This is a genomic window from Rhodovulum marinum (assembly GCF_004343075.1).
Lineage (GTDB): Bacteria > Pseudomonadota > Alphaproteobacteria > Rhodobacterales > Rhodobacteraceae > Rhodovulum > Rhodovulum marinum.
Genome location: NZ_SLXP01000001.1, coordinates 27,236 through 43,164 on the forward strand (window position 1 = coordinate 27,236; position 15,929 = coordinate 43,164).

At 67.9% G+C, this 15,929-nt stretch carries 22 protein-coding genes; 4 read left to right on the top strand and 18 right to left on the bottom strand.

Features of this window, described 5'->3' with window-relative positions; genetic code table 11:
- Window positions 1-21: 21 nt before the first annotated feature.
- Genes EV662_RS00175 through EV662_RS00190 form a run of 4 tightly spaced genes read right to left on the bottom strand, consistent with a single transcriptional unit; the run spans window position 22 to window position 2,405 of the window.
- A complete protein-coding gene (locus tag EV662_RS00175) occupies window positions 22-1,194 on the bottom strand; it encodes a DUF6456 domain-containing protein (RefSeq protein WP_132460118.1) in 1,173 nt (390 codons plus the stop codon).
- Window positions 1,191-1,949, bottom strand: a complete 759-nt coding sequence (locus EV662_RS00180; RefSeq protein ID WP_207903562.1) for a hypothetical protein — start codon at window positions 1,947-1,949, stop codon at window positions 1,191-1,193. Before EV662_RS00180 ends, EV662_RS00175 begins: the two co-directional genes overlap by 4 nt.
- A complete protein-coding gene (locus EV662_RS00185; RefSeq protein ID WP_132460119.1) occupies window positions 1,942-2,151 on the bottom strand; it encodes a hypothetical protein in 210 nt (69 codons plus the stop codon). Before EV662_RS00185 ends, EV662_RS00180 begins: the two co-directional genes overlap by 8 nt.
- Window positions 2,148-2,405 (bottom strand): helix-turn-helix domain-containing protein, encoded by a 258-nt coding sequence (locus EV662_RS00190; protein WP_132460120.1) that lies wholly within the window; start codon window positions 2,403-2,405, stop codon window positions 2,148-2,150. Before EV662_RS00190 ends, EV662_RS00185 begins: the two co-directional genes overlap by 4 nt.
- A 170-nt stretch (window positions 2,406-2,575) precedes the next feature.
- On the opposite strand from EV662_RS00190, the gene EV662_RS00195 reads away from it, so the two are divergent.
- The 3 genes from EV662_RS00195 to EV662_RS00205 all read left to right on the top strand — a co-directional run bounded on the left by EV662_RS00195 (window position 2,576) and on the right by EV662_RS00205 (window position 4,716).
- On the top strand, window positions 2,576-2,923 hold the full coding sequence (locus EV662_RS00195) for a helix-turn-helix domain-containing protein (RefSeq protein WP_165915468.1): 348 nt from the start codon (window positions 2,576-2,578) through the stop codon (window positions 2,921-2,923).
- A 247-nt stretch (window positions 2,924-3,170) separates the two neighbouring features.
- Window positions 3,171-3,434 (top strand): hypothetical protein, encoded by a 264-nt coding sequence (locus tag EV662_RS00200; RefSeq protein WP_132460122.1) that lies wholly within the window; start codon window positions 3,171-3,173, stop codon window positions 3,432-3,434.
- 220 nt (window positions 3,435-3,654) lie between these two features.
- Window positions 3,655-4,716: a tyrosine-type recombinase/integrase gene (locus tag EV662_RS00205; protein ID WP_132460123.1), complete on the top strand. Its 1,062-nt coding sequence runs from the start codon at window positions 3,655-3,657 to the stop codon at window positions 4,714-4,716.
- Window positions 4,717-5,212: 496 nt separating this feature from the next.
- Here the strand turns inward: EV662_RS00205 and EV662_RS00210 are convergent, their stop codons facing one another.
- Window positions 5,213-5,614 (bottom strand): hypothetical protein, encoded by a 402-nt coding sequence (locus EV662_RS00210; protein WP_132460124.1) that lies wholly within the window; start codon window positions 5,612-5,614, stop codon window positions 5,213-5,215.
- A 454-nt stretch (window positions 5,615-6,068) separates the two neighbouring features.
- On the opposite strand from EV662_RS00210, the gene EV662_RS00215 reads away from it, so the two are divergent.
- Window positions 6,069-6,278 carry a hypothetical protein gene (locus EV662_RS00215; RefSeq protein WP_132460125.1) on the top strand — a complete coding sequence of 70 codons (210 nt, stop codon included), beginning with the start codon at window positions 6,069-6,071 and terminating at the stop codon, window positions 6,276-6,278.
- 50 nt (window positions 6,279-6,328) lie between these two features.
- On the opposite strand, the gene EV662_RS00220 is transcribed toward EV662_RS00215, so the two are convergent.
- From EV662_RS00220 to EV662_RS00280, 13 genes are all read right to left on the bottom strand, one after another.
- Window positions 6,329-6,577, bottom strand: coding sequence for a hypothetical protein (locus EV662_RS00220; protein ID WP_132460126.1), 249 nt, complete (start codon window positions 6,575-6,577; stop codon window positions 6,329-6,331).
- A gap of 55 nt (window positions 6,578-6,632) precedes the next feature.
- Window positions 6,633-7,652: a DNA cytosine methyltransferase gene (locus EV662_RS19790; protein ID WP_243695719.1), complete on the bottom strand. Its 1,020-nt coding sequence runs from the start codon at window positions 7,650-7,652 to the stop codon at window positions 6,633-6,635.
- 60 nt (window positions 7,653-7,712) lie between these two features.
- The gene (locus tag EV662_RS00230) at window positions 7,713-8,072 is read right to left on the bottom strand and encodes an HNH endonuclease (protein WP_132460127.1); all 360 of its coding nucleotides are present in this window, start codon (window positions 8,070-8,072) and stop codon (window positions 7,713-7,715) included.
- Window positions 8,069-8,452: a hypothetical protein gene (locus EV662_RS00235; protein ID WP_132460128.1), complete on the bottom strand. Its 384-nt coding sequence runs from the start codon at window positions 8,450-8,452 to the stop codon at window positions 8,069-8,071. Before EV662_RS00235 ends, EV662_RS00230 begins: the two co-directional genes overlap by 4 nt.
- A complete protein-coding gene (locus EV662_RS00240; protein ID WP_132460129.1) occupies window positions 8,449-9,201 on the bottom strand; it encodes a hypothetical protein in 753 nt (250 codons plus the stop codon). Before EV662_RS00240 ends, EV662_RS00235 begins: the two co-directional genes overlap by 4 nt.
- The gene (locus tag EV662_RS00245; RefSeq protein WP_132460130.1) at window positions 9,198-9,428 is read right to left on the bottom strand and encodes a hypothetical protein; all 231 of its coding nucleotides are present in this window, start codon (window positions 9,426-9,428) and stop codon (window positions 9,198-9,200) included. Before EV662_RS00245 ends, EV662_RS00240 begins: the two co-directional genes overlap by 4 nt.
- On the bottom strand, window positions 9,425-9,736 hold the full coding sequence (locus EV662_RS00250; RefSeq protein WP_132460131.1) for a hypothetical protein: 312 nt from the start codon (window positions 9,734-9,736) through the stop codon (window positions 9,425-9,427). The genes EV662_RS00245 and EV662_RS00250 overlap by 4 nt, the downstream gene beginning before the upstream one ends.
- A gap of 309 nt (window positions 9,737-10,045) precedes the next feature.
- Complete coding sequence (locus EV662_RS00255) at window positions 10,046-11,185, bottom strand: iron-containing alcohol dehydrogenase (protein WP_132460132.1); 1,140 nt, start codon at window positions 11,183-11,185, stop codon at window positions 10,046-10,048.
- A 3-nt stretch (window positions 11,186-11,188) separates the two neighbouring features.
- The gene (gene glpK / locus EV662_RS00260; RefSeq protein ID WP_132460133.1) at window positions 11,189-12,673 is read right to left on the bottom strand and encodes a glycerol kinase GlpK; all 1,485 of its coding nucleotides are present in this window, start codon (window positions 12,671-12,673) and stop codon (window positions 11,189-11,191) included.
- Window positions 12,674-12,782: 109 nt separating this feature from the next.
- Entirely contained in the window at window positions 12,783-14,510 is a 1,728-nt protein-coding gene (locus tag EV662_RS00265) for an ABC transporter substrate-binding protein (RefSeq protein ID WP_132460134.1), read from the bottom strand.
- A gap of 91 nt (window positions 14,511-14,601) precedes the next feature.
- Window positions 14,602-14,874, bottom strand: coding sequence for a DUF2160 domain-containing protein (locus tag EV662_RS00270; RefSeq protein WP_132460135.1), 273 nt, complete (start codon window positions 14,872-14,874; stop codon window positions 14,602-14,604).
- Between the two features lie 3 nt (window positions 14,875-14,877).
- Window positions 14,878-15,081 (bottom strand): hypothetical protein, encoded by a 204-nt coding sequence (locus EV662_RS00275; protein ID WP_132460136.1) that lies wholly within the window; start codon window positions 15,079-15,081, stop codon window positions 14,878-14,880.
- Window positions 15,081-15,926: a carbohydrate ABC transporter permease gene (locus tag EV662_RS00280; RefSeq protein ID WP_132460137.1), complete on the bottom strand. Its 846-nt coding sequence runs from the start codon at window positions 15,924-15,926 to the stop codon at window positions 15,081-15,083. The genes EV662_RS00275 and EV662_RS00280 overlap by 1 nt, the downstream gene beginning before the upstream one ends.
- Window positions 15,927-15,929 lie beyond the last annotated feature (3 nt).

The following is a 15,929-nucleotide window of genomic DNA, read 5'->3' on the forward strand; positions in this document are numbered from 1 at the left end:
TCGAGGGGGACAGAAGAGCGATCAGATCGTGAGCGGCACGAGGCCGAGATCGAGATCGGCCGGCGCGTCGAGCCGATAGCCGAAGCCCCAGACCGCGTTGATCTCGATCGGAAGGCCGGCCTCGCGGATACGCTTGCGAAGGTGGGAGACGTGCACGTCGAGGACGTTCTCCTTCGGCCCCTCGTCCTCGGAGAGGGACCGCCGCGACGCGCCGGCGGCGCCGAGCGCCTCGCGGCTCACGGGCCGGCCGCGGCGGCGATCGAGCGCGGCGAGGAGTCGGACCTGGGCCGGGGAGAGGCGAAGGCCGAGCTCGGCGAGCCGGGTCGCGTCGATCTCGTCGGGGCCGGCGATGTATTCGAGGAGCTCGATCGCGTAATCGAGCCGCTCGCCCTCCGGGCGCGCCATGATCTCGGCACGGATGCGCGAGGGAGCGGGGAGATCGCCGCAGAGCGCCCGCGACGCGCCGCGCGGCGGAAGGGCGGAGACATGGCGGGCGACGCGGCGCAGCGCGGCCTTGACGATCGCCTTCCCGGAGCGGGCCGGAAGCCCCATATCGGACTCGAAACGGGTCAGGAGGTGCCAGAGGCACACCACGCGCGCAACCGAGCACCCGAGATCGGGCCCGAGCTCGGCGAGAAGGCCGCGCAAGCGCGAGCGCGCGAAGGCGACCGGATCGGGCAGGCCGTCGAGATCGCCCGGCCATTCCCCCTCGTCAAGGAAGGATTGCCACTCCGCGAGGAGCTCCTCGGCCTCGAAGCCTGCGGCGGCGTGAAGCGCGCGCACATGGGCGGCGGCGGCGAGCTCGCGATCGGTCAGCCGGCGAAGCGGATGGGAGTCGCTGCGGCGGAGCCGGTCGAGCGGGTCGATCGACTCGGCGCCATTGTCGCCGAGAGCGGGATCGCGGTCCGCGCCCTTGGCGGCGCCGCGGCCCGCGGGCGTGATCCGGTATTGCGCAAGCGTCGCGCCCGGATCGATGAGCTCGACCCAGCCGGCCGCGGCGAGATCGTCCACGATCGCCACGTCGAAGGACTCGACGGTTTCCACGGCATCGCCGGCGGCGACGACGACGCTCGCCCTCGGAAGCCCCGGGGCGGCGATCAGGAGCGCGCCGGGATGCAGGAGGGACGGGAGGACACGGCGCGCGCGTTCGCGGCCGAGATCGGCGGGGGCGGGGGTTCTGTCTTGGATTGTCACGGGTTGCTCTCCTCGTGCGAAGCGGCCGCGGCCGCGGGGGCCTCGCCCATGAGGGCGAGGAGCTCGGTCGGCGCGCTCGGCGCCGGGGGTGCGGGGGCGGGATAGTCGTCGGGGCGCTCCAGCCGCTTGCGGCAAGGCCCGATCCAGCCGAATTCGGGGGCGGCGTGCGGATCGAGGTCGAGCGCCCCGAAGCGATCGCGCTTGATCCAAACGATCCAGATATAAGCCTGATTTGTGCCCGCCTCTGGATCGACCCGGCCTTTCACCAGCGGCACCCGCTCGGCGAATTGCAGGATCAGGCGCGGCCAATGCCGGGAGAAGATCGAGCGATATCGGCCGATCCCCTCTAGGAACTGTTGCTTAACGAAGAAGGCCACGCCGACCCGGGCGCGGCGATAGGCGAGCTCGAAGAACTCCTCGGCCCGGTTGAAAGGCGGATTCGTCACGATCCAGTCAGAGGCCGGCGGGGCGCTGGGGTCCGGCCAGTCAAGAAGGAAATCGACCACCCCGTCCTGATCCGGAAAGGCGTCGCGACAATCCTCGATATCGGTCGAGCGAACCTCGCGGAAATACTCGCCGAGCGGCCGGCTCATGTAGCCCTCGCCACACGCGGGTTCCCAAACGGTCGAGCCGAAAAGAAGCCCGCGCCCGGAGAGCGCCTCGCAGAGCGCCCGGGTCGCCCAAGGCGGGGTCGGGAAATAGTCGCGATCCCCGGCCGGCGTGCTCCGGGTGTTGAGGGGGAGCGGCCTATCCATGGCGGCGCGCCTTCGCGCGGCGGATCAGGCCGAGGAGCGGGCGATCCGGGAGCGCCCGGGGGGCGTCGAGGACAAGGCGCAGATATGCCGCGACCATTTCCGCGGCGATCTCCTGCGCGGGAAATCCAGCCTCGACGGCGAGCGCCTCCATCGCCCGGCGCTCGGCCGGCGAGAGGCGCGAGAGGAGGAGATCGTCGCTCATGACGGCACGCCCGACACGAGCGCGGGAAGCTCGACGTCCGCCTCGGCGGCGAGAGCCCGGAGCGTGCGCTCCAGCTTCGCGGCCGTTCCGAGCGTGAGGTCCGACTCCGCGTTGAGAATTCGGCCGACCGTATTCACGGAAAGCCCGGAGCGGAGAGACAGGCGGGAGGCAGGAAGGCCGGCCGCCCGCATCGAATCAGCGAGCCAAGCGCGGAACCTGGCCGCATCTGGAAGGGTGTTCGGGTTCTCTGTCACGGGTGCCTCGTCACAAATAATTGTGACGCTCACCCTATGTTGTGAATTCCGCGGCCGTCAACACATTTTCTCGCGTCTGGAATACCTCACCTTTGGACATGGTGCGCTTCCCATTATTTTGTGCGCGCATACGCCCGGAAACGGCGACCATGCAGCAAGGGAAACGGTCAATGAGTAACGAGACGAACGAAGCGCGCATCCAGACGGCACGGCAAAACCTCCGGATTGCGATTGCGATCCGGGAAACGACGGCCGCCGAGGTGTCCCGGGCGGCCGATCTCAGCGTGAACGCGCTCGGCGCGTTTCTTCGTGGGAAGAGCTCGATCTCCTACGCGAACCTCCTACGGGTCTGCGACGTGCTCGATATCCCGATCGGAATTCTGCACACCCCCGGAAGCGTCACACCCGGGCGCCTGGAACTCCAAAAGGTGCTTTCAGAGCTTTCCCCGGAAGAGCTCGCAGCAACGGTCAAGAATCTGTCGGCTCGACCGGCCCCGGGACGGGATCACGACGCTTGAGATCACGCGCAAGAGCATAGAGAGCCTCGTCACTCCAGCCCCGCGTGATCTCGTGGATTTGCTCGATATACTCGGACCTTTCAGCCATGACACTACACCCCCACAAATCGTTAATCACCCGCGCGCGCGGATCGCTCGCACCGGATGGCCCGGATAACTGGCAAGAAACGCACACCAACGCAACTCACCTTATTATTTGATTGTCACAAGTTATTGTGATATTGGCACCTTGCAGGAGGTGCCAGACATGAACAAAGATGGAACAAACAACAGAAAGACAGGGGGTTTTAATCCCGGCCATGCGCCCGCCGCACCGCGCGGCCTGGGCGACCTGGTGCGCCATTGCGCCGCGGCGACGGCCGCCTTCGTCGCCTTCTCGATCGGCGCGGCGCTGCGCCATGCCGCAACGGGAGAGGCACCCGGGTCGCTCCAGCCGATCGCCGTCACGCTCTGGGGCTGGCCCTTCGGGCTCCCAACTTCGGCCACGCTGCTTTGGGTGCTCCGCCGATGATCGCGGCGATCCCCGATCCGACCGGCCTCCTCGACGAGCAGCTCTTGACCGTCGAGGAGGCCGTCGCGTGGCTGGCCGAGCGCGGGATCGAGACAAGCCGCTTCGGGCTCTACCGGCTCCGGGCCGAGGGATCGCTCCCGACGATCCGCACCCGCGGCCGGAAGCGGATCAAGTTTCGCCCGAGCGACCTCGCCCGGGCCTTCGTTGAAGGGGAAGAGAAATGGCCCTCAAGCTCTTCCGGCGGAAGCCGGGCGGAAACTGGATCATCCGCGGCAAGCTCGCGGGAAAAAGCGTTTATGAAAGCTCTGGAACGAGTGAGCGCCGCCTCGCCGAGGCGAAGAGGGTCCGCCTAGAGCGCGAGATTCTGGAGCGGGAGTGCCTCGGCCGCGAGGCGACGATCACCTTCGCCGAGGCCGCGCTCGCCTATGTAGAGGCCGGCGGGAGCCCGCGCTTCCTCGATCGGATTCTCCGCTATGCCGGGCCCGATACGCTCCTCCGCGACGTCAATAACGCTTGGGTCCGCGAGGCCGCCGAGGCGCTCTATCCGGATTGCGCCCCCGCCACGATCGACCGGCAACTCGTGACCCCCGTCTCGGCCGTCGTCAACATGGCGGCCGAGGACGATCTCTGTCCGCCGCGACGCTTCCGCAAGCGCGCGAAGGACCGCGCCCGGGTGCGCTGGATCACGCCGGAGGAGGCCGAGGCGCTCCTCGCGGCCGTGCGCGAGCTCCAGCCCCACACCCTCCGCCCGGTCGCGCTCATGCTGGGCGGCGGGCTCCGCTCCGGCGAGGCGCTCCGCGTCGCCCGGGCGGATATCCGCGAGGCGACGGGCGAAGTCTGGATTCCGGAGACGAAGAACGGCGAGCCCCGCATGATCCGGCTTCCCCGCCGGGCGCTCGACCTCCTCCGCGCCGAGCCGCTCCCCGAGGAGGGGCCGGTCTGCCGGACGCCGAAGGGGGAGCCCTACGTCCTGCGCGAGAATGGCGGCGGCCAGATCGCCGCCGCCTTCGCGAAGGTCGTCGCGGCGGCGGACCTCGATCCCCGCGAGGTGACGCCCCACGTCCTGCGCCATACCTGGGCGACCTGGTATCACGCCGCGACGCGCGATTTCGGCGCCTTGATGGACCTCGGGGGCTGGAAAACGCCCGCCATGGCGAACCGCTACCGCAAGCTCGCGCCCGAGGACCTCGCGGACCGATTGCTCGCGAGGGGATGGGATTTCACGCGGGCCGATTTCCGGGCGCCGCGGCTCGTCGAGACGATTATAGCAAGAGGCCGCTAGACTTCCATTTCGCTAACGGTGTGGATGAAGCTGAGAGCGTCACAATCGCTTTTCAATCGCCCTGCAATCGATTGTAGGGAAGAGCCTGACCTACGCCTCTTAGACTAGCAAGCGTAGCAATGAGTCATCTGCGGCAATCTCAGGTGGACCGCAAGTCAAGCGCAAATATAATGATTCGTGAGTGGTGGACTAAAGCCCTGGGAAGGTAGTGGCTTCGGTCGCTAGTGTCTGCCCTCAAAAAGAGAAGGGGCGTTCCCGCCCCTCCTCAGCTCAGATGGTGGTGTTGGTCTCTGGCCCAACTTCGATAGCGAAGGCCTTCTTGCCATACCACTTGGCCCAAATCCTTCGACCATCCTTGGTCGTGATGTAGGGCCGAAAGATGACGGTCTTTCCGTCACTCGTAGTCGCCATAGTTGGTTCTCCTTCTATGGACGTGATCCGGCCCTAACGCTCTTCCCTCCAAAGTCGAAGCGTTAGGGTCGGCTCCTCTGAGAACTTACCTCATGGTAGCCCCCGGGAGTCTAAGAGGGTGGACTTCGCCACCCCTGTTGCTGTGTTCCTTGAGGCGATAGACCTCTCCGTCGTATGTGACTGTGCCTTCATTCTTGAGACGGCTAAGAAGCGAAGAGACTGACCCACGTTCAAGTTCGACGCCATCTTTTGCGGCCATATCAACCGCTATGGCTGCGTTAAGGCCTCCCGCTCCAACGGCAGTAAGAAGGTCAAGCACCGTTCGTTTCACGTTGGCCCGCTTGGCCCTCTTCTTGGGTGCGGGCTCCCCACGCTCTTCGCGCATCATGTCCAACACGAGCTCTTCTTGGATGCGGAGCTTTTCCATCTCAGACCGAATGCGCGAGAGCCTGTCCTCCAAGGCCTTCATCGCATTGCTCTTTCCCATATGTTTCTCCTTAAGTGGTGGTCCCGGCGGGGTTCGAACCCGCACACCCTGGGAAGGTCGCGGTTTTAAAGACCGCTGCGTCTGCCAATTCCGCCACGGGACCTACTTGCTCTTGTAGCTCACGAGATCACCCTCGCAATATATAGCTTGGCGCGCAACGGCCCGAGAGTCAACGCAATGCGATGCAAATTCTTTGACGCAATTTTTTTGCTGCGTTATCAATGTTTTACACATACGCGCGCATAAGACGCGACGATTATACCACTTGAATTTCGCACAATGCAAGGTGCACGGGGCGAATCAGGAACGCGGAGAAACCCCAACTCCACCGCTTCAAAGAAGCCGCTCGTCAGCTACAAAAGGACAACGACGAAGCGCGGTTCAGCGCTAAGCTGCGGCAGCCGGCAGAGCAGAAGCCGAATGATACTGACAGCCTAGGCAAAGGAGACGAGTGATGGCAGAAGAAATTGCAAACCTGTGTCGCCAGTATGTGGCTGATAACGCGGCCGCTCTAGATGCCCGGCCCGAAGAAGAGGCGGTAAGGGCAATGGTCAACATGCTCCACCGCCACGCCGCAGGCGAGGGCTGGGAAGCTTTAGATTATCACCTCAACGTTGAAGAGGTCGCGCGAGATGGTCTGAAGCGACACCGCAAGCGACGTTAGACGGGTTTGAAAAAGATCCAATTGCCCTTCTTTGCGTTGCGCCAACGCGCTTAGACCGCGCCGCCGGCCGCCACGCGCGCCTTGTGCTGTGCGAGGCTCTTCTCGAATGTCGTCATGTAGGAGACGCCCTCCTCCCATCCCCGCTTGAACTCCAGCCATTCCGCGCACCGCTCGCCGCGCTCGGTGCACGCGATCATGAGCTCCTCGCCGACCTGGTATTCGAGCGAAAGCCGATCGACCGACCCCGGCGGCGCGCAGCCGGCGAGGAGGAGCGGGAGGAGAGCGAGACGTCGGATCATGATTTCCCCTTTCGGTTGAAGCCCGGGCCCGGAGTGCCACGGGCCGGGGCGGCGATCAAGGCGCGCCGAAAAGGTCGAGTTGCTCGGCCGGCCGGTCAGCCTCGATCGGCGGAATCCAGAGGAACGGGCCGGAGGCCAAGGGCAGCGCCGAGAGAGCGCCACGCATACGCCGCCGCCAGAGGGCAAACTCCGTTGCCGAGCAATCGCAAAGCGCGTGCCCGGGCGGCCAGCCCATGAGCCGCTCGACGAAGAGCGGATTCAGCCGCGGCCGCGCCCGCATCCGCCAGAGCCGGCGGGCCACCTTGCGCCCATGGGCGGAGATCATCCAGCGCAAGAGCGGGCGCAAGGAAGGGATCGCGGGCGAGAAGCTCGCGCCAGAGATCGAGCGCGGCCGGGCCGGGGGGAAAAGCCATGTGTCGCGGCGTTCGGAAGTTGATCCATGTGCCCGCGACCTGGCCGAGCGACATGCTCGGCCGAGTTCTCCCCCTTCGCGTCCCGCGCCGCAGGAGTCGGCCAGAGACGCCGAGCCGGGAACGTCGAGGCCAAGCCCTCCAGCGTCGCCCGCTCCTTGCCCTTCCGGCCCTTGTCGCGCGTATAGCTCCCGCGCGCGACTCTCGCTGTAGGCCACGACGAACACGCGGGCCCGCTCGTGCGACGCGCCGACCTCTTCCGCGCTGAATAGACCCGCCGCGACCTCGTAGCCCATGCCTCGAAGCTCTCGGAGCACGAGCTCCAGCCCGAGCGAGACGTGCCCCTCGACGTTTTCGAGGAGGACGAAGGCGGGATCGAGCTCGCCGATAACGCGGGCGACATGGGGCCAGAGGTGGCGCTCGTCGTTCGGCCCTTGTCGCTTGCCCGACGTTGAAAAGGGCTGGCAGGGATAGCCGGCGAGGACGGTATCGAAGGCGCCGCGGAAGGGTCGCGCGTCGAAGGTTTCGAGATCGTCCCAGATCGGCGCCTCGTCGAGATATCCGGCGCGCATCCCGGCGACGAGGACGTCGCGGGCGGCGGGCTCGATCTCGACGAAGCACCGGGTCGCGAATCCGGGCTCGGCGAGACCGAGGCCCAAATCCAAGCCTCCGCCGCCGGCGCAGAGGGAGAGGCCATTCCGGGGACGTAGCACCACGCCATGACCTCAGAGCTCGCCGGCCGCGGCGCCGGCCTCGATCGCCCGGGCCCGGTCGCGGCGGCGGCAGTTTTCGAGGTGCGTCACCGGCTCCAGATGCGCCGGGTTGACGCAAAGCCGGGTCCGGCATGTGTGATCCACCTTGCGGCCCGGGTGCAGATAGCCGAAGGCGTGCGCGGCCATGACCCGGTGAACCGAAACCGTCCGGCCGTCGAGACTCATCCGGGGATATCCCTCGCGCGGGCCCGTCCCGGAGGTCGGGCCCTGCCATATCCAGCACCCCGTTTGCGGGTCGATCTCGACCCGGGCGCGAACCCGATCGAGGAGCGCCGCTCGGCGATCGGCGGCGGGATGCTCCGGCGGGATCATCGGCTTTCCCTCCCCGGCCGGAAGGCGGTCGCGAGCTCGACGTGACGGCCGAGCTCGGCGGCGCGGTCGAGCGCCGCGGCCGCCGGGGCGGCCTCCGGCGCATATGCCACGGCGCGGGCGCGGGCGCCCGGGACCTGGAGCACGGCGACGCCGGCCGGGAGCCGCGCGTCGCGCACGATCTCGCGGCCGTAGATCGTCGGACCCTCCATCCGGGCAGGGTCCGACGGCACGGGCGCAACGGCGCGGAAGGCGGCCAGAGCCCGGGAGTCCTCGGCGGCCACGAAGCGCCGCAGATCGTGCGGGTTGGCGGCCGAAACCGTCGCCCCCGCAAAGAGGCGGAGCGCCGCGAGGAGCTCGCCGAAATCGAGGGCGCCGCTCATGCCTCTCCCCTCCCGGAGTAAAGGGCCCGAGCGGCATCGACGAGGCGCTCGATCGAAACCCACCCCGGCCGCGCGGGCGCCGCGGCGTCCCCCACCTCCTCCGCGACGGCGAAGAGGCTCTCGGCGGTCATGAGGGGACCGGGCCCGGGAGAGGAGCTCTCGACGAGGGGGTCGAGATCGCGCCCCGCGCGCCATGCGTCGAAGGTGTGATCGCCGTCGAGCACCACGCGGAGCGCCATCACGGCGACCTGGACCGCCTCGGCGCGGACCCGGGCGCGATCCTCCGAGAAGAGAGACGTTGCAAGCTCGCCGACCTCCTCGACGAGCGCGGCAAAGGTGACATTCTCGCCGGGGAACTTGGCGCGGGCGCGATAGAGCTCCTCGGCAATCTCGGCGAAGAGCTCCGCCTCGGCCGGGTGCGGGACGAAAACGGCGCCGCAGCCGCGATCGCCATGCGCCGAGACGTCGATCCGAAGCCGCTCCGGGCGCGAGCCGACGAGAGGATCGAGCGCGCGGAAGGTCGCGGCGTCGGCCCGGGCGATCTCGTCGAGCATATCGCGACGGCCGCGTTCGAAGGCCGCCTCGGTCGCCCGATCGACGTTCCTCTCGTGATCGTTTTCGAGGGCGCGGAGCGCCTCGGCCTGCGCCCGGGCGCTCTCGGCGAGGGCGTCCTCGACCGAGCTCTCGATCGCGGCCTCGATCATCGCGGCGATCTCGGCGACGGGGGCGGAGCGATCCGGGGCACTCATGACGTCACCACCTTGAGCGCGGGCGCGCCCGTCATGCGGCGGACTTCGAGGACGTGGATCGTTTTCCGGGAATAGGCGCGCCGGGCGCGGGCCTCGGCCTCGGCGAAGTCGAGCGCCACGATCGAGTGCGCGATCCGACCGAAGCCCGGGACCTGGCAATGGACGATGAAGCGGGGAAGCCGGCGCGCGAAGCGGCGGAGGACGGGAAGGGGCGCGGCGGGGCTCATTTCGGGGCCTCCGGGCGCGAGGGAAGGGGGAGCTCGCCGCCGGTTTTCGTGCCCCGGAAGGAGACGGCGCCGGGCTCTTGCAACTGCACCCGCTCGACGTCGAACCACCGCGCCTCGCGGTAGTTGCCGGACTCGTCGCACGAGGGTTGCAGGAGGACTTGATTGCAGCCGTCGATATACTCGACGCGGGCTGTCACGATCCCGGAGAAGCCGGAGATCGAGCACCCGGCCCGGTCGCCGATCTGGAGCCCGAGAAAGGGGTCGTTTTCGCGGCCGGTGCGGCGGCGGACGATAAGGGGGAGTTTCACTGTCTTTTCTCCTCGTGTGGATTGCACGGGGAGAGGAGACGGCGCGCGCCTTAAGGTGCGCGACGCGGTGCGCACGGTGCGCCCGGCGCGAGGGTGTGCAAAATGCGTGCACGCGCGCCGCGAGGGCGCGTCAGAGGCTTGAAAGAAAAGGGGTTTTAATGGAGGGCGCTAGACTTTAGCAGGGGAGCGCCTTCGACCACTCGGCCACGTCTCCGCCGACGTGTGTATTTGGGCGGGCAGGTGAAAACAAGGGGAAAAACCGTCGCCGCGAGCGGTCCGCGACAGGATCGGGTTCGGGGCGGACGGGGGTCAGCCCGCGGCGACGATCCGGGCCAGCGCTTCGGGCGCGAGCGTCACGGGGTTGGCTTTCATCGACGACGACAGGCCGGCCTCGCGCGCGAGCGCGGCGGGATCGGGCACGCCCTGGGCCATATCGGACAGGCGGGGCAGGCCCGCGGTGTCGATCCAGGCGGCGAAACGGTCGAGTGCCGCGGCCGGGGCGCAGCCCAGCGCCGCCGCGATCCAGGCCGCGACCTCGTCGAAACGGTCGACGGGGCGCCCCTCGGCGGCCAGCGCGGCGCGGTTCTCACGCAGGACCGGCACCAGAAGGCGGCCGCAGATCGCGCCATGGGGCGCGCCGTGGCGCCCGCCGATCACGCCCGCCAGCCCGTGCACCGCCCCCAGCCCCGCATTGGCCAGCGCGATGCCGCCCGTCAGGCTGACAAGCGCCAGCGCATCGCGGGCGGCCGCATCCTCGGCCTCGGCCAGCCGGACCAGCGCGGCCAGCCCGCGCGGGATCGCGTCGCGGCACAGCGCGTCGGTCAGCGGGTTGGCGCGGGCCGACAGGTAAGGCTCGATCACCTGGGTGACCGCGTCGAGGGCCGAGGCCAGCGTCACCGCCCAGGGGCAGCCATCGGTCAGGCCCGGGTCGACAAGGGCCAGCGCCGGGATCATCCGGTCGTCGCGCAGCGACACCTTGCGGCCATGGGCGGGCACGCCGATCACCGCGTTCTTGGTGGCCTCGGCGCCGGTGCCCGCGGTGGTCGGCAGGGCCGCCATGGGCAGGGGGGGCCCGGGCAGCGGCAGGCCCTGGCCCACCACTTCGAGATGGTCGAGCGGCGGGCGGTCCGAGGGCACCAGCGCGGCCAGCGCCTTGCCCAGGTCGATCACCGAGCCGCCGCCGATCGCCGCGACCGCGTCGGGGGCGAAGGCGCGCGCCTCGGCCAGGGCGGATTGGAGCGCGTCGAGCGTGGGTTCCCCCTGCCCGCGCAGCCCCAGAACCTCGGCCCCCTGCGCGCGCAGGTCGGCGGCCAGCGCATCGGCGAACCCCACCGATCCGCCCCGCACCAGCAGGATACGCCGGCCCATGGCGGCGATCCGCGCGGCCGCCCCGGCGGCGGCACCGCGGCCAAAGACGATGCGGCCCGGGGTTATCAGTTCGAAGGTCACGGCTCAGAACGCCTGGGCGGCGGCAACGGCGCGTTTCCAGCGGGCATAGCGCGCCTCGCGGTCGTCCATGGCCATCGCGGGGGCAAAGCTTTTCTCAAGCGCCCAGGTGCGGGCGAATTCCTGCATGCCCGGATAAAGCCCGGCCCGCTGACCGGCGAGCCAGGCCGCGCCCATCGCGGTGGTTTCCAGCACGCGGGGCCGGTCGACCTGGGCGCCCAGGATATCGGCCAGGAACTGCATCGCCCAGTCGGACGCGCTCATCCCGCCATCGACGCGCAGCGCGGTATCGCCGCCGCCGGACCAGTCGGCGGTCATCGCCTCCAAAAGGTCGCGGGTCTGGTAGCCGACGCTTTCCAGCGCGGCGCGGGCGAATTCCTGGGAGCCGGAATTGCGCGTCAGCCCGAACACCGCGCCCCGGCAGTCGGCGTTCCAATAGGGCGCGCCCAGCCCGGTGAAGGCGGGCACGAGGACCACGTTCTGCCCCGGGTCGGCCTGTTCGGCCAGCGGCTGGGTTTCGGACGCGGTGCGGATCAGTTTCAGCCCGTCGCGCAGCCATTGCACCACCGCGCCCGCGATGAAGATCGACCCTTCCAGCGCATAGGTGGGCTGGCCGTCCATCTGGTAAGCGATGGTGGTCAACAGCCGGTTCCGCGACGCCACGGGGTCGGTGCCGGTATTGAGCAGCGCGAAACAGCCCGTGCCATAGGTGGATTTCATCATGCCGGGGCGGAAACAGGCCTGGCCGATGGTCGCGGCCTGCTGGTCGCCGGCGATGCCCAGGATCGGGATTTCCCGCCCGAACAGGTCGGCCCGGGTCATGCCGAAATCGGCGGCGCAATCGCGCACCTCGGGCAGCAGTGCCATGGGGATGTCCAGCATGTCGCACATGGTGCGCGACCAGCGGCCCTTCCGGATATCATAGAGCATCGTGCGCGCGGCGTTGGTGGCGTCGGTGACATGCACGCGGCCGCCCGTCAGGTTCCAGACCAGCCAGGTATCGACCGTGCCGAAGGCCAGTTCGCCGCGGGCGGCGCGCGCGCGGGCGCCCTCGACGGTGTCGAGGATCCATTTCAGCTTGGTCCCCGAGAAATACGGGTCGAGCAACAGGCCGGTCTTTTCCGTCACGCTCGCCTCGTGCCCGGCCTCGCGCAGGGCGCGGCAGGTTTCGGCGGTGCGCCGGTCCTGCCAGACGATGGCGTTGTGGATGGGCTTGCCGGTGGCGCGGTCCCAGACCAGCGTGGTTTCGCGCTGGTTGGTGATGCCGATGGCGGCGATGTCCGTGGCGTGCAGCCCGGCCTTTTCGATCGCCGCGCGGGCGGTCGCGGCAGTGGTGGACCACAGGTCCGAGGGGTCGTGTTCGACCCAGCCGCTGGCCGGGTAATGCTGGGGAAATTCCTCTTGCGCGACGGAGACGACGTTCAGGTCGGGGCCGAACAGGATCGCGCGGCTGGAGGTCGTGCCCTGGTCGATGGCGAGGATATGGGTCATGGGGCCACTCGTCTTGCGTCAAGGAACCGGGCCGCGGCGAGGCGGGCCGCCGCGGCCCTTGCAGTCTTGGCCGAAACGGCCGGGGCTGACCACCCCGGCCGCACGGGCCTCAGTTCTGCCAGGACTTGATCAGCTCGTCATAGGAGACGGTGATCGGCTCTTCGTCCTCGTTTTCCAGCGCGGCCTTGGGCGCGCCGGGCTGGGCGAGCCAGTAGCCGGGGTCCTGCTCCTCGTTCAGCTTCGGCCCCAGGTCGCCCTGCACGCCCGCGCGTTCCAGCCGTTCCAGCACGCGTTCCTGGTCGGCGCAAAGCGCGTCCAGCGCCTCTTGCGGGGTCTTGGCGCCCGACATCGCGTCACCGATGTTCTGCCACCACAGCTGGGCGAGTTTCGGATAGTCCGGCACGTTGGTGCCCGTGGGCGACCACTGCACGCGGGCGGGCGAGCGGTAGAATTCCACCAGGCCGCCCAGCTTGTCGGCGCGTTCGGTGAAGTGGTCGGAATTGATCGTGGATTCGCGGATGAAGGTCAGGCCGACATCCGATTTCTTGAGGTCCACGGTCTTGGACGTGACGAACTGGGCGTACAGCCACGCGGCCTTGGCACGGTCGACGGGGGTGGATTCCATCAGTGTCCACGATCCTGCGTCCTGGTAGCCGATCTTCATGCCCTCTTGCCAGTAGACGCCATGCGGGCTGGGGGCCATGCGCCATTTGGGCGTGCCGTCCTCGTTCAGAACCGCCCCCGCGCCGTCACCCACCATGTCGGCGGTAAAGGCGGTGTACCAGAACATCTGCTGGGCGATCTGGCCCTGGGCGGGCACGGGCCCCGCCTCGCCAAAGGTCATGCCGGCGGCGGTGGGGGGCGAGTATTTCTCCAGCCATTCGATGGCCTTGGTGACCGCATAGACGGCGGCCGGGCTGTTGGTCGCGCCGCCGCGCGCCACGCACGATCCAACGGGCTGCGAGTTCTCGTTCACCCGGATGCCCCATTCGTCGACCGGCAGCCCGTTGGGTTCGCCCACGTCGCCCATGCCGGCCATCGACATCCACGCATCGGTATAGCGCCAGCCAAGGCTGGGGTCCTTCTTGCCGTAGTCCATGTTGCCATAGACCTCGCCCTCGACACCCAGGTAGGACATGTCGCGGCCGGTGAAGAATTCGGCGATATCCTCGTAGGCCGACCAGTTGACCGGCACGCCGAGGTCATAGCCATAGGCGGCCTTGAAATCCTCCATCGTCTTGGGATCGGTGAACCAGTCGTAGCGGAACCAGTAGAGGTTGGCGAATTGCTGGTCGGGCAGCTGGTACAGCTTGCCATCCGGCCCGGTGGTGAAGCTGAGCCCGATGAAATCGTCGAGATCGAGCGTCGGGCTGGTGACGTCCGCGCCCTCGCCCGCCATCCAGTCGGTCAGGTTGCGGGCCTGCTGGTACCGCCAATGGGTGCCGATCAGGTCGGAGTCGTTCACGTAGGCGTCATAGACGTTCTGGCCCGACTGCATCTGGGTTTGCAGTTTCTCGACCACGTCGCCCTCGCCGATCAGGTCGTGGGTGACCTTGATGCCGGTGATCGCGCTGAACGCAGGCGCCAGCACCTGGGATTCGTATTCATGGGTGGTGATGGTTTCCGACACCACGTTGATTTCCATGCCGGCGAAGGGCTGGGCGGCGTCGACGAACCACTGCATCTCGGCCTCCTGCTCCTCGCGCGAGAGGACGGACAGGCCGGCGATCTCGGTGTCGAGGAATTCCATCGCTTCCTCCATGCCCGCCCAGCTGGGGCCGGACAGGATCGCGAGGCTTGCCGCGATGGCCGTGGTGGATTTCAGTCTGAGGTTCATTTTAGGTTTCCTCCCTTTGGTGAACCGTTTTTCCGAGGATGGGGGTAGACGCAGCCCGGGGCTCCTCGTGCCCCGGGGGCGGGTGACGGGCCTAGACCCAGCGGAACACCGCCGCGGCCCAGGCCAGGCAGACGATAAGCGCCCAGGGCTGGTTCTCGCCCACCAGCCCCAGCCAGGCGAGGTTGATGAAGGCCGAGCCAAGAAGCGTGATGAACAGCCGGTCGCCGCGCGTCGTCTCGATCCGCAGGATGCCCACGCGGGGCGTTTCGGGATAGCGGATCGCGAGCACGGTGAAGGTGATCAGAAGCCCGGCGATCACCATGAAGAAGACCGCGGTGGGCCAGGTCCATGCCATCCAGTCCATCGGTCAGACCCTCCCCTTGGAAAATCGCAACGTTCGAGCCTCTGCGCCCGGCGGCACGCCGGGCAGCGCCCGACCCTCCCCCCGGGAGGGCGCATTCTTGCCGTTAAGCACGGAACCGCCGGCATTCAGCGCGACGATGCCTCGCCCCGCCAGCAGGTTGATTGCGCCCACCCAGGGTCGGGCGCTGCCCTTGGTCCCCAGTTTCATCACACCCTCCCCAGGGCGAAGCCCTTGGCGATGTAGTTGCGGACGAAGTAGATCACCAACGCACCCGGCACGATGGTCAGCACCCCCGCCGCCGCCAGAACGCCCCAGTCGAGGCCGGAGGCCGATACCGTGCGGGTCATGGTGGCGGCGATGGGCTTGGCGTCGACGCTGGTCAGCGTGCGGCTCAGCAGCAGTTCCACCCAACTGAACATGAAGCAGAAGAAGGCGGCGACGCCGATCCCCGACGCGATCAGGGGCATGAAGATCTTCACGAAGAAGCGCGGGAAGGAATAGCCGTCGATATAGGCGGTCTCGTCGATTTCCTTGGGCACGCCGCGCATGAACCCTTCCAGAATCCAGACCGCCAGCGGCACGTTGAACAGGCAATGCGCCAGCGCCACCGCGATATGGGTGTCGAACAGACCGACCGACGAATAAAGCTGGAAGAACGGCAGGGCGAAGACCGCGGGCGGGGCCATCCGGTTGGTCAAGAGCCAGAAGAACAGGTGCTTGTCGCCCATGAAGCGGTAGCGCGAGAAGGCATAGGCCGCGGGCAGCGCCACCGTCACCGAGATCACCGTGTTCAACACCACGTAGATCAGCGAGTTGACATAGCCCATGTACCAGCTGGCATCGGTCAGGATGGTCGCGTAATTGGCCAGCGTCAGGTCGCGCGGCCACAGGGAGAACCCGCCCAGGATTTCCGCGTTGGTCTTCAGGCTCATGTTCACCAGCCAGTAGATCGGCAACAGCAGGAACAAGAGATACAACCCCATCACCACCGCGCGGGTGTTCACGCGCGGCAAGGCGGCGCGGCGGGGTTCGGTCATCGTCGCGTCGGCCATCCC

Bases quoted from the DNA above. Each gene is read 5' to 3' on its own strand.
- EV662_RS00275 (WP_132460136.1), bottom strand. From the start codon at position 15,081: ATGAAACTGGGGACCAAGGGCAGCGCCCGACCCTGGGTGGGCGCAATC.
- EV662_RS00205 (WP_132460123.1), top strand. From the start codon at position 3,655: ATGGCCCTCAAGCTCTTCCGGCGGAAGCCGGGCGGAAACTGGATCATC.
- EV662_RS00230 (WP_132460127.1), bottom strand. From the start codon at position 8,072: ATGATCCCGCCGGAGCATCCCGCCGCCGATCGCCGAGCGGCGCTCCTC.
- EV662_RS00215 (WP_132460125.1), top strand. From the start codon at position 6,069: ATGGCAGAAGAAATTGCAAACCTGTGTCGCCAGTATGTGGCTGATAAC.
- EV662_RS00245 (WP_132460130.1), bottom strand. From the start codon at position 9,428: ATGAGCCCCGCCGCGCCCCTTCCCGTCCTCCGCCGCTTCGCGCGCCGG.
- glpK (WP_132460133.1), bottom strand. From the start codon at position 12,673: ATGACCCATATCCTCGCCATCGACCAGGGCACGACCTCCAGCCGCGCG.
- EV662_RS00220 (WP_132460126.1), bottom strand. From the start codon at position 6,577: ATGATCCGACGTCTCGCTCTCCTCCCGCTCCTCCTCGCCGGCTGCGCG.
- EV662_RS00185 (WP_132460119.1), bottom strand. From the start codon at position 2,151: ATGAGCGACGATCTCCTCCTCTCGCGCCTCTCGCCGGCCGAGCGCCGG.
- EV662_RS00200 (WP_132460122.1), top strand. From the start codon at position 3,171: ATGAACAAAGATGGAACAAACAACAGAAAGACAGGGGGTTTTAATCCC.
- EV662_RS00235 (WP_132460128.1), bottom strand. From the start codon at position 8,452: ATGAGCGGCGCCCTCGATTTCGGCGAGCTCCTCGCGGCGCTCCGCCTC.
- EV662_RS00280 (WP_132460137.1), bottom strand. From the start codon at position 15,926: ATGGCCGACGCGACGATGACCGAACCCCGCCGCGCCGCCTTGCCGCGC.
- EV662_RS00240 (WP_132460129.1), bottom strand. From the start codon at position 9,201: ATGAGTGCCCCGGATCGCTCCGCCCCCGTCGCCGAGATCGCCGCGATG.
- EV662_RS00210 (WP_132460124.1), bottom strand. From the start codon at position 5,614: ATGGGAAAGAGCAATGCGATGAAGGCCTTGGAGGACAGGCTCTCGCGC.
- EV662_RS00270 (WP_132460135.1), bottom strand. From the start codon at position 14,874: ATGGACTGGATGGCATGGACCTGGCCCACCGCGGTCTTCTTCATGGTG.
- EV662_RS00180 (WP_207903562.1), bottom strand. From the start codon at position 1,949: ATGGATAGGCCGCTCCCCCTCAACACCCGGAGCACGCCGGCCGGGGAT.
- EV662_RS00265 (WP_132460134.1), bottom strand. From the start codon at position 14,510: ATGAACCTCAGACTGAAATCCACCACGGCCATCGCGGCAAGCCTCGCG.
- EV662_RS00195 (WP_165915468.1), top strand. From the start codon at position 2,576: ATGAGTAACGAGACGAACGAAGCGCGCATCCAGACGGCACGGCAAAAC.